At 39.4% G+C, this 11,924-nt stretch carries 11 protein-coding genes; 10 read left to right on the top strand and 1 reads right to left on the bottom strand.

From position 1 onward, the window contains the following. Nucleotides 1-239 precede the first annotated feature (239 nt). The 6 genes from ACFQ38_RS14285 to ACFQ38_RS14260 all read left to right on the top strand — a co-directional run bounded on the left by ACFQ38_RS14285 (nucleotide 240) and on the right by ACFQ38_RS14260 (nucleotide 6,142). On the top strand, nucleotides 240-605 hold the full coding sequence (locus tag ACFQ38_RS14285; RefSeq protein ID WP_381481739.1) for a YxeA family protein: 366 nt from the start codon (nucleotides 240-242) through the stop codon (nucleotides 603-605). Between the two features lie 21 nt (nucleotides 606-626). Beyond that, nucleotides 627-1,391: an ABC transporter ATP-binding protein gene (locus tag ACFQ38_RS14280; protein ID WP_381481737.1), complete on the top strand. Its 765-nt coding sequence runs from the start codon at nucleotides 627-629 to the stop codon at nucleotides 1,389-1,391. Then, entirely contained in the window at nucleotides 1,388-3,397 is a 2,010-nt protein-coding gene (locus tag ACFQ38_RS14275; protein WP_381481735.1) for an FtsX-like permease family protein, read from the top strand. The genes ACFQ38_RS14280 and ACFQ38_RS14275 overlap by 4 nt, the downstream gene beginning before the upstream one ends. A gap of 754 nt (nucleotides 3,398-4,151) precedes the next feature. Further along, nucleotides 4,152-4,355 (top strand): helix-turn-helix transcriptional regulator, encoded by a 204-nt coding sequence (locus ACFQ38_RS14270; RefSeq protein ID WP_381481733.1) that lies wholly within the window; start codon nucleotides 4,152-4,154, stop codon nucleotides 4,353-4,355. 1 nt (nucleotide 4,356) lies between these two features. Next, nucleotides 4,357-4,860, top strand: coding sequence for a hypothetical protein (locus ACFQ38_RS14265; protein WP_381481731.1), 504 nt, complete (start codon nucleotides 4,357-4,359; stop codon nucleotides 4,858-4,860). 298 nt (nucleotides 4,861-5,158) lie between these two features. After that, complete coding sequence (locus ACFQ38_RS14260; RefSeq protein ID WP_381481729.1) at nucleotides 5,159-6,142, top strand: ring-cleaving dioxygenase; 984 nt, start codon at nucleotides 5,159-5,161, stop codon at nucleotides 6,140-6,142. Between the two features lie 39 nt (nucleotides 6,143-6,181). Here ACFQ38_RS14260 and ACFQ38_RS14255 read toward each other — a convergent pair whose 3' ends face one another. Continuing rightward, a complete protein-coding gene (locus ACFQ38_RS14255; protein WP_336825568.1) occupies nucleotides 6,182-6,349 on the bottom strand; it encodes a hypothetical protein in 168 nt (55 codons plus the stop codon). A gap of 138 nt (nucleotides 6,350-6,487) precedes the next feature. Between ACFQ38_RS14255 and ACFQ38_RS14250 the strand changes: the two genes are divergently transcribed. The 4 genes from ACFQ38_RS14250 to ACFQ38_RS14235 all read left to right on the top strand — a co-directional run bounded on the left by ACFQ38_RS14250 (nucleotide 6,488) and on the right by ACFQ38_RS14235 (nucleotide 11,627). Next, a complete protein-coding gene (locus tag ACFQ38_RS14250) occupies nucleotides 6,488-7,744 on the top strand; it encodes a mechanosensitive ion channel family protein (RefSeq protein ID WP_336825570.1) in 1,257 nt (418 codons plus the stop codon). A gap of 102 nt (nucleotides 7,745-7,846) precedes the next feature. Then, entirely contained in the window at nucleotides 7,847-9,442 is a 1,596-nt protein-coding gene (locus ACFQ38_RS14245) for a sensor histidine kinase (protein ID WP_336825572.1), read from the top strand. Beyond that, nucleotides 9,439-10,170, top strand: coding sequence for a response regulator (locus tag ACFQ38_RS14240; protein WP_381481726.1), 732 nt, complete (start codon nucleotides 9,439-9,441; stop codon nucleotides 10,168-10,170). Before ACFQ38_RS14245 ends, ACFQ38_RS14240 begins: the two co-directional genes overlap by 4 nt. A 128-nt stretch (nucleotides 10,171-10,298) precedes the next feature. Next, a complete protein-coding gene (locus tag ACFQ38_RS14235; RefSeq protein ID WP_381481724.1) occupies nucleotides 10,299-11,627 on the top strand; it encodes a CitMHS family transporter in 1,329 nt (442 codons plus the stop codon). Nucleotides 11,628-11,924: the final 297 nt, after the last annotated feature.

Raw genomic sequence — 11,924 nt, 5'->3', positions numbered from 1 at the left:
GCGACGGTTGTCAGGGGTTCCCCATTTATTCTCCAACCAGAAAGGGACTATCACAGAAAATCAGTTTTCACTGACTTTCTGGACAGCCCCTTTTTTTGCGGAATTTATAGGTTTAAGAAATTCTTAATAGTTTTCCCCATTTTTTATTAAGAAACCGACTTTATACTTGGAATTATTCAAGGAACATTTTCCTTGATAACTAAAAGGGCTCAAAAGAAAAAGAAGGGTGGAAGTAGAAGATGAAAAAACTGAAAAAGTTATTGCTTTCGACACTTGGGATGGTCGTTATTGGAATTGGTGCATTAGCTCTAATTGGCGAGGAAAATCGCGACAGATTTAACCCATTTATTCAAGAAAAAGATGTGTATGTCCTTGTAGACAAAGAAGGAAAAACCGATCCAAATTTTAAGTATCGCTATATGTTCAAATTAGATGGCGTAGAGGAATCCGGAGAGGTAGAAGAAATTAAAATAACGTCTTCTGTTAAAAGTTTCCCCGAAAATAGTTATTTGAAAGTCCATGTAAAAGGTAAATATGTTTATGAATACGAGCAAGTAACAGAAGAGGACGTTCCTGAAAAGGTAAAGAAAATTTTAGGAAAGTAATTAGGCAGTGGAGGTAAGATGATGAAGAAACTTGTAGTTGATGTTAAAAACGTCCAAAAGGTATATGGAAAAAAAGGAGAAAACCAATCACATGCATTAAGAAAATTATCCTTTTCCATTCAAGATGGAGAATTTGTTGGTATTATGGGACCATCTGGCTCTGGGAAAACGACATTACTAAATGTCATTTCAACATTAGATAAAGCGACAAATGGCACGATTGAAATTGCAGGACTAGATATTACAAAAATGAAGCAAAATGAGTTATCTGATTTTCGGTCGCAAAAATTAGGGTTTATATTCCAAGACTTTAATTTACTTGAAAACTTGACTGTGTATGAAAATATTGCGTTACCTCTCTCACTACAAAGTGTCTCTTCAGGAAAAATCAACTCAAAAGTAGAAAAGGTAGCGGCTATGCTAGGAATTTCAGCTATTCTACCTAAATATCCAGCGGAGATTTCGGGTGGACAAAAACAGCGTACTGCGGCAGCACGTGCAATAGTTCATAATCCAGCAATGATTTTAGCAGATGAACCGACCGGGGCACTCGATTCGAAAAACGCAACAAGTCTATTACATGCGCTGGTAGATCTAAACGAAAAACAGGATGTATCCATCTTAATGGTTACGCATGATGCGTATAGTGCAAGCTATTGTCAGCGTATTTTATTCATTCGTGACGGAGAATTGTATAAAGAAATTCATCGCAGTGGAACACGTGAAACATTTTACAAAGAGATATTAGATGTCCTAGCAGGCTTGGATGGTGAAGGTTTCCGATGATATTTAAACTTTCCATTTCAGGATTAAAAAATAAGCTGAGGGATTACATTGTGTTACTCGCTGGACTTGTCATGTCCATAGCTATTTTTTACATGTTTCAAACTTTAGCCCTAAATAAAGCATTTCTTGAAGCAAATGCAACCATTAAATCAATTGTCTATGTTTTTCAAACAGGTTCCGTTTTACTTGCCATCATTACGTTTTTTTATATCTTTTATGCGAATTCTTTCTTGCTGTCTCTTCGTCGGAAAGAGTTTGGGATGTATATGACGTTAGGGGCAAAAAAGCATAAGGTTATATTACTAATGTTTACCGAAACTATGATTACTGGTTTAGCATCCCTAGTGGTTGGACTTATAGTAGGAGCAGGCCTTGCACTGGGAATTGGCCATTTACTAATGAAACAACTTGAATTTACCGCAACTGGATATCAGGCGATCTATTTACCATCCATAATGGTTACTTTTATTTTCTTTTTTGTGTTATTTATATTATCTGCCATGACGAACGGGGTTAAATTATCGCGGAACACAGTTCTGCAACTTGTTAAAGGGGATACCTACGCAGATGCTGTGATGATTAAAGGAAAAATGGCGGGTGTGATTGATTTATTCTCGGTTATCTTGTTAGGTATGGGTTATCTATCTATATTTTATTTAAAAGAGTTAAAGATACCAGGGATTTTCATTGCGGCGCTCTTAATAACAGCAGGAACATATTTGTTCTTCGCTGCGGCCTTTCCGTTTATTGTAAAGAAGTTAAAGGAGGTTAAAAAACGCAGTGAAAAAGGATTGAATGCTTTTACCTTTGCTCAGCTAACTTTCCGTATTAATGGTTTAACAAGAATGTTAGCTACAGTAGCAATGCTAATTGCTCTTGGGGCAGGAGCCATTTCTGGCGGAATGGCCTTTAAAAATAATGTCATTAAATCTACTGACCGTTATGCAATTTATGATTCCGTAATTATGAACCCAACAGCAAAAGAAATGAAAATCCTGAATAATATTCCTTTCGTGGAGAAAAATGAGTATCGATATAAAGTTGACAATCACTTCTTTTATTATGTAAAAGACGATCTAGTAAAAAATCCCCCATTAATACCTGTTGGGGGCGGTGAGGAAAATAGCGATAAACGAAAGCGTGTTTCCGAAAACCTGCCCGTAGGAGCGGTGTCAGATTATAGTCAAGAACCTAAACAAAATACAGAGATGATCCCTGATGAATGGCAAACGGCTTTAATCGATATGATGCCGATCTATATAGATAAGCCAATAAAAATAATTGATGAAAACATGTACCATCAATTACAAGGAAAAGAAGGCATTATTTTTACTGGTAAAACAGACGATTTCGTTGCACATATAAAAGAATGGAAAAGGCTTGATGAATTGCAGTTAGCTAAATATAAAAAGATGAATGCGGAGCCTTCGTTAAGTAAATATGAAATTTACAATGAGTTTTATACGGTAGCTAGTGGCATGGTATTTATGGGGTTCTTCTTAGGAATTGCCTTCTTGGCCATGATGGCAAGCTGTTTAATGTTTAAAATTCTATCAGGTGCATCAACAGATATTTCGCGATATGAAATGCTTCATAAAATAGGTGTTCGTCGTATGTTATTAACGAAGTCCATCTATAAAGAGCTACTCATCGTATTTTTGGCGCCAGCTATTGTTGGTATGGTTCATGTTTTCATTGGAATGAACATTTTTGGCTTTATTGTAATCGATCCGTATTATCGTATTTGGCTACCGATCGTTATTTTTCTATTTGTTTATACGGCCTATTATCTTATTACAGTTCATTTATATAAAAGAATTGTTTTTCCGAAAAAGTATAATTCATATAAACTAATAAAGATGAGCCAAAAAACTCCAGTTTTTATCGTTGTAAAAAAACAAACCCCTCTCGAAAAGAAGGGTTTGTTATTGCAGGCAGCTTGCCAACAACGCTCATATTTTATTAGAATCGGTCGCATTATCATTTCAAAGACTTTGATAATATAGGTTTTAGCAAGATTGTTCGTATCTGTTCGGTAAGGGTATGCCACTTTGACAGTGTGGAGGTCGCTGGTCCGAACACAGTCGGAATCATCAACAAAAACGCTTGCCTCATAAGGGTTGAGCGTTTTTTTCTATTTCATAATAAGAAAATTTATTCTCGCCGATTTTTTACGGCAAAACCTTGATTTCAGTTGATTTTAGCTAATTTTTAGTAATGCTTTTTTGGTTCCGAAAAGGGCGTTGTCTAATTTTTTTTCGTAGCTATTTCATCAGCTTGTTTCAGGGCATGTACATAACTATTCATCAACGTTTTTATGTCAGCGTGAGTCCAGGCGATCTGAAATGACTTTTGCATTTATGCTTTCGTTAATCGAAAGAGTAGCAAATGCACCTTGTACTGTATGAATATTTAAACTCATAGCGATTAATAAATCGTGACCACCAGTTTTCAACACTTCTGGATTAACTTCTCGGTATTAATTTTTCCTGAAAACCTTGATGTACCGCCGCCGTAGGTAACAGATATTCTCTGCATGATGTAATCATCCGCACCGTCCATTAATGAAATGAATCAACCCCTTTCAAACCTGATAATAGGTTTGGAAGGGGTTTGTTATTGCCGAAATCGTATATTAAACAATGGACGTGTAGCAATGAGGAACGATCATTCTTTCATTGTTAACTATCCACAACATAATGTAAATAATACTTTACCTTATGTTAAGTATAGTGTACATTATGTGTAGGAGGAATTGACATGTTGAAAAACAGAGTACGGGAGCTGCGTGCCCGTCATGAATATACGCAAAGTGATCTTGCCCAAATTGTCGGTGTCACACGGCAAACGGTCGGTTTTATTGAAAAAGGGGAGTTTTCCCCCTCGGTCACATTAGCCTTGAAAATTGCGCAGGCGCTCGAATGTGATATTAATGAAGTATTTTGGTTGGAAGGGGAGGAATGAAATGAAGGGTGATATGAGGTTTACGTATCCGCTTTGGCAGATGGGGTTTATTTTATTGCTGATCGGTATTACAACGATCATTGGAATTGCATCAGATTATAAATTGACAAATAGCACAGATAGTTTTCTATTTGAGTTTACAATGGAAGGTAACAGCTTTTGGTACTTTGCCATTTGGCTCGCAATCTTACTAATTTATCTTGCTCTATTTAGATGGAAACTCCATCAGCATAACAAACGCAATACAGATCATAAGCTGAAATTCTCGTCCTTGAAACCACAGGAGTATATGAACGATGATGAATTGTTCGAAGATGTTACGAGACGTGCGACACAGAAAGTCTATTCTTATTTCACGATCGCACTGCCCATCGTTGCAGGTTTCTTTTTGATTTTACCGATTGGGAAGTTCGGGATGCTGAATGTTTTATTGTTGCTTGCGATTGGACAATATTATATTTATTACCGGACGATAAGAAAGTATATAGCAGAGGATACTGATTGACGTAAAGTTGCTACAACCATTCACAAAGGAAAAATCCCTTCCAAATCTGATGATCGATTTGGAAGGGATTTTTTGTTTTGTGAATTTGGCTGACAGGGATTTCTGTTTCTTTCGTTCTTCAACCAAAGTAAAAATATTGACCATCTCTATAGGTCGTGTTATTATTATCTTGAATTCGAGATATTTTAAAGTGAAATGACGATTATTTACGTTGTAATTGCTAAACAGAAAGCATTTTTTAGCGATAACTTGTCTTTACGATTTTTGGGTAGAATGAATATTAAAAGGAGAGAGTCATATGAACGGTTTGAAAGGGATCCACCACGTCACTGCGATTACGAGCAGTGCAGAGAAAAACTATGAATTTTTTACGTTTACATTAGGCATGCGGTTAGTAAAAAAAACAGTAAATCAAGATGACATCCAAACGTATCATTTATTTTTCGCGGATGATAAAGGTTCCGCGGGTACGGATATGACGTTTTTCGATTTTCCGGGCATCCCGAAAGGAACGCATGGAACGAATGAAATATACAAAACGGCTTTTCGTGTTCCGTCAGACGAAGCATTGGATTATTGGATCAAGCGTTTTGAGAAATACGATGTGAAAAACAGTGGTATTAAAGAAGTGTTCGGCAAAAAGACGATTTCTTTTGTCGATTTCGATGACCAGCAATATATGTTAATTTCAGATGAAAATAATAAGGGAGTCGCTGCTGGCACGCCGTGGCAAAAAGGTCCTGTTCCTCTTGGGTATGCGATTACTGGTTTAGGACCGATTCACGTCCGCATTGCAGATTTTGATTACTTTAAAAAAATGCTTGAGACGGTTATGGGCTTTCATGAAATTGCAAAAGAAGGATCGCTCCATTTGTTTGAAGTTGGTGAAGGTGGAAATGGTGCACAAGTAATTGTGGAACATAGTGCATTGCTTCCAAATGGCCGCCAAGGATTTGGCACGGTGCATCATGCGGCCTTCAGAGTGGAAGATACAAGTGTCTTGGAAGAATGGATTGAGCGTATGCAAAGCTTTGGATTCAGTACTTCCGGGTATGTTGATCGCTTCTTTTTCGAGTCATTATACGCTCGCGTAGCACCTGGCATTCTGTTTGAATGGGCAACTGATGGCCCAGGCTTTATGGGGGATGAACCGTACGAGACCGTTGGAGAAATTTTATCATTGCCGCCATTCCTTGAAGGGAAACGTGAACAGATTGAAGCTGCAGTAAGGCCAATCAACACAGTCCGCAGTACACTTGAAATTGAAAAAGAGTATTTTTAATAGGAAATGTTTCTTCTATTAGAAGTGAAAAACGTAGGATTATTGGAAGTTGGAGCGAGTCATAAGAAAGGCCGGAAGCTCGTAAATGGGCTTCCGGCTTTTTTGTGCTTCTACTCTTTTCAGTTCAACACTAATCATTTCCTCTACAATTGCATTTGTCAGTTGTTTAGCTGTTTCAACGAATGACTTCCAGATCGCGTTGATCATTGACCCCAGTATCCCTATGGCAGTAATGTCCAAACTACATGGAAAAAGCAGTAGGGGAGATTGCCAATCGATGAGACGATCTGCTAATCCTGTTATAATAGAAGGTGCTGAAACGAAGTGAAAAACGGGAGGAAGCAAATGGTCTTTATTCGTAAATGGTTGTTAGGGTTAGGAGTGGATGAAGCATGGGTTGATCTTTTCTCATTCATCATTCTGATTACTGTCATCACTCTCCTTTGTATCATCGCGAATTTGATTACGAAACAAGTGATCATTCGGTTCATCGCCCATATTATTAAAAAGCACAATATTAAGTGGGGGAATATTTTGTTGGAACGGAAAGTGTTCCGCAGATTATCCCATTTTGTACCAGCAATTATCATTTATTATTTCGCTCGAACTTTCCCGACGTATAAAAGTATGATCGAAACGTTGGCGCTCACATATATTATGATTGTGGCATTTAGTGTCATCAATCGTCTATTAAGTGTATTAAATGATATTTATCAAACATACGAAATATCGAAAACGAAACCGATCAAAGGATATGTACAAGTTGCCAAAATTGTTGTCGTCATCATTGGCATCATTTTAGTAATCGCTAACTTAATGGGGAAAAACCCGGTTATTTTACTTAGTGGAATCGGTGCGCTTTCGGCTGTGTTCATGTTAGTCTTTAAAGATTCGCTATTAGGTCTTGTAGCTGGTATCCAGCTGTCGGCGACGGATATGGTTCGGGTAGGCGATTGGATTGAAATGCCGAAATACGGTGCCAATGGAGATGTCATTGATATATCCTTGAATACGGTGATGGTGCGAAATTTTGATCGGACCGTGACGATGATACCGAGCTATGCGCTCATTTCGGATTCATTCATCAACTGGCGTGGAATGCAGGAATCCGGCGGGAGACGCATTAAGCGTGCATTGTATATTGATACGTCAAGCATCCAATTTTGCACGGAGGAAATGATTGAGCGCTATAAACAAATCCACTATCTTGCGGATTATATTGCCGAACGAGAGCATGAAATTGAAGAATATAATCGTCAGAATAAGGTTGATCGCAGCAATATCGTAAACGGTAGAGCTATGACAAACATCGGAGTTTTCCGGGCATATATTAGCGAATATCTTCAGCATCATCCGGGGATTCATAAGGAAATGACATTAATGGTTCGCCAGCTTGCCCCCGGGGAACATGGTCTGCCAATCGAAATTTATGCGTTTGCGAATAGTGTGCAATGGGCAGTTTATGAAAATGTGCAAGCCGATATTTTTGATCATTTATTTGCTGTTGCAGGGGAATTCGGACTCCGTATTTTCCAAAACCCAGCAGGTAGTGATTTAAAATCAATCGACACTTTTGTTAACCCCCTTTCCAAGTCCGAATAAGGCTTTGGAGGGGGTTTTTGTTTGGAGTCTATAAGCATGATAAAATCGATGTTATAAGATTAAAGAAACAGGATGATGGTGGCTGAAGAGGAGGTTTTTAGGATGCTTAGTCCAACAAGATCTGTCCCAAATGATAAGCGTTTTTACAGTTTACGTATGAAGATGATCTTGCTAATTAGCCTGTTGCTTATTTGTATTTTGTGCGTGTTAGGAATATTTTTCAATCAAATGCTGGTGAAGGCGAATGAAAATCAAGTAGCAAAACGGGCATTGAACGTAGCTTCTTCAGTTGCGGAAATGGATGAAGTGATCGCTGCTCTTGAGCATAATGATCCGGAAGGTAAAATACAGAGGATCGTCAGCCCGATTCAGCAAGCAACGAATGCAGAATATATCGTAGTCGGCGATAAGGAGAGCATCCGGTTTTCTCACCCGCTTCAAGAACGGATTGGTGAAAAGATGGTTGGCGGCGATAATGAACGTGCACTCCGCAATGGAGAATCGTACATAACGAAGCAGACAGGCACTTTAGGCCCTGCCCTCCGAGGCAAAGTGCCAATTGTCAATAAAGAAGGCGAAATAATTGGTGTTGTTTCAGTCGGCTTTCTGAATGAAAACGTAGATGCGATCATTAGCGAGGAAAAGTCTACGATCTGGATTGCTATTATATTCGTTTTCATTTTAGGAATTCTCGGCGCCATTGGCATTTCCTTTTACATAAAACGGCTGCTTTTCGATATGGAGCCTGAAGAAATTTCAGAACTGCTGTTGCAAAAGGAAGCAATTTTGCAGTCGACAAAAGAAGGAATTATTGCATTCAATCAATATGGCGAGTTGACGATGCTGAACAAAGCCGCTAAAGATATGCTTTCGAATGATGGGAAAGTAGATCAATCCATTTATAGTCATTTATTTCAAAATAAGAAGGAGACAGATAAAGAGATGTTGTTAGGCGAGACAATCGTGTTAGCAAATCGGACACCGATTGAAGAAAATGGCTCGTTTGCCGGCGTCGTCGCAACATTTCGCAGGAAAACAGATATCGAACATTTGACGAAAGAATTGATGCAAATGAAGCAATATGCGAACACTTTACGATCGCAGGCACATGAATTTTCGAACAAACTGTATACAATATTAGGATTGCTTCAGTTGGATAAGATAGAGCAAGCGGAAGCTTTCATTAAACAGGAAAGCGAATTGCAAAATCATTGGCTCACATTTTTGGCAGACCGCGTTGCTGATCCGGTCATACACGGTTTATTGCAAGGGAAGTATAGCCAGGCGAATGAAGTGGGCATTACGCTGAAGATTCAAGAAGATAGCAAATTAACGGATGTAGTTAAAGGACAAAAGCAGACCGCTCTGCTAACAGGTTTGGGGAATATTATTGAAAATGCGATTGAATCCATAAAACTTTCCCAAGTTGAAAAGAGGGAAATCTCTGTCTACTTTACCGATTGGGGAGAAGAGATTTACTTCGAGGTTGAGGACTCTGGTCCCGGCATTCCTCCAGATGCGGCCGACCAATTGTTTGCCCAAGGATTTTCTACGAAAGGCGGAGACGAACGAGGGACAGGCTTGGCGTTAACCCGAAAAGTGCTTCGCGAAGTAGGCGGCGAAATTATGTTTGAAAAAAGTGAGCTTGGCGGTGCATTATTCATCTTAGTCATTCCAAAGAAGGAGTTGAAAAAATGAATCAGATTATAGAAGTTCTCATTATTGAAGATGATTTTTGGATTGCGGGAATACATAAAGATATCGTGGAAAACATTCAACCATTTCGCGTGACACATATTGCAAAATCGGCCGAAGAGGCAGTATGGTTTTTGGAAGGCTGCGAACAATTGCCGCAGCTTGTGCTTCTTGATCTATATATTCCCGATACGGAAGGGCTGACCTTATTTAATAGTTTGAAGGCTCGATATCCATCAATTGACATTATCGTCGTCTCTGCGGCGAATGATAGGAAGACGATTGTTGAAACGAAGAGGGCAGGGGCTTTTGACTTTATTATTAAACCGGTAGATCAGCAGCGTTTCAACCAAAGCTTACATGCATATGTAGAGTTTCGAAAACGGATCGATGGGCCTGGTCCGTTCAAGCAACAAGAAGTGGATCGATTATTCAGGATGATGTCTGGAGAAAACAAGATCGAAAGGGAGACTGGAGAACTACCGAAAGGCATTGACCCGCTCACACTGCAGGAGATTATTGGATATCTTGAAAATCAAGCGACCGGACCGATGACAGCAACTGCGATTAGCGACGCGTTGGGCATGAGCCGTTCTACTGTGAGACGGTATATGGAGTATTTAGTTGCAACGGAGCAAGTAGAGGCGGTACAGCATTACGGCAATGTCGGTAGACCGTTAAGACAGTATATTTACCGTGAGCAAAATGAACAAAATGCAGGAAATAGGTAATAATTGATTAATGAATCAAATCTATCCCTCTCATTTATTTTTTGTTATTTTGTAAAAGACAAAAGTTTATGAAGCGTTCATACTGTTCATTAATTGAAAGCGCTGTCTTGAGAGGGAGGTACATATTCATGTTAAGTTTTATTGGTTTTGCGACGATAGTCATTATCGTTTTACTATTGCTGCGTGGGAAAACGACTCCGATGATACCGCTCGTGCTAATACCGATTGTAGGAGCGCTAGTGGCAGGTTTTCAAATAAAAGAAATCGGTGACTTTTTCGGCGATGGAATCGTTTCCGTCGTTCAAGTAGCGATTATGTTCATCTTCGCTATCCTGTTTTTCGGTATTATGCAAGACGCTGGTCTATTTGATCCGATTATCGACAAAATGATAGCGGTTACACGAGGGAACGTTATTACGATTAGTATCGGCACAGTCGTTATTGCGGCGATCGCACAGCTTGATGGTTCAGGTGCATCCACATTTTTAATTACAATTCCTGCACTCTTGCCTGTCTATCGCCAAATGAAGATGAGTCCTTATTTGCTCCTTCTGTTAATTGGCGGCAGCGCGAGCATTATGAATATGATTCCTTGGGGAGGGCCACTCGGACGGGCTGCTTCCGTGTTAAATATGGATGTCACTGAATTGTGGAGACCGCTGATTCCAATTCAAGTAATCGGTATGGTATTGATGATTGTTTTGGCAATTCTTTTAGGGATGAGAGAAAAACGGAGAATCATTGCCCGATATGGCAGCGTTGAAAACGCAATCGCCCATGAAGAAGAGGATGTCGCTATGTTTGATCGCCAGGATAGCGGCGGCAATGTCAAAGTGACAAAAACGAAAATCTATTGGCTAAACGTTATTTTAGCAATTGCAGTAATTGGTGTGTTAGTTGCTGGCATCATTCCGGCAGGATTGGCGTTCATGATCGGAGTGTGTATTGCTCTTCCATTGAACTACAGAAAAGCGGACGACCAAAGCAAAACGATTCAAAAGCATGCACCAAATGCATTGACGATGGCAACAATTATTTTAGCGGCTGGATCATTTTTAGGCATACTGAATGGGACAGGCATGTTAGATTCAATCGCAGAAGATACTGTCACAGTGCTTCCATCTTTCATTACACCTTATATTCACTTAATTATTGGGGTATTGGGAGTGCCGTTTGATCTATTGCTTAGCACGGACGCGTATTACTTCGCGCTTCTACCAGTCGCAGAGCAGATCGGAACAACGTTTGGAATTCCTTCCATCTCTACGGCATATGCAATGATTATTGGAAATATCGTTGGAACATTTGTCAGCCCATTCTCACCTGCACTATGGCTTGCACTTGGCCTTGCTGGATTGGAAATGGGTAAACATATCCGTTACGCTTTCTTATGGATGTGGGGACTCAGCATCGTACTTGTCTTTATTGCATTTGCTATGGGAACTATTACTTTATAAGAAACAAAAAATCAGGCTTCCAGAAAATTTACTGGGGGTCTGTTTTTTTTGGCGCAGTATGAAATGTAATGCATTGAAATTAAATAGTTCCCAACACAATATAGCCTTCGCAATCTCACGAAACTGCTTCGCATCACAATGTAAATTGCAATTGCCCGCAACGCAACGTAGAATCCTCGCAACACGATGTAATTGCTCCGCACCCCTACATGAATAAAGCAAACCCATATGAACATTTAGTTGTGAACCATTACGCAGGAATTACGGAAAGATATTCAGAAGCTATATGATAAAAGG

Origin of the sequence: Sporosarcina contaminans (assembly GCF_042679045.1) — a bacterium.
Classification (GTDB): domain Bacteria; phylum Bacillota; class Bacilli; order Bacillales_A; family Planococcaceae; genus Sporosarcina; species Sporosarcina contaminans.
Note: the sequence above shows the minus strand (reverse complement) of the source record. Positions and strands in the feature narration are given on the sequence as shown.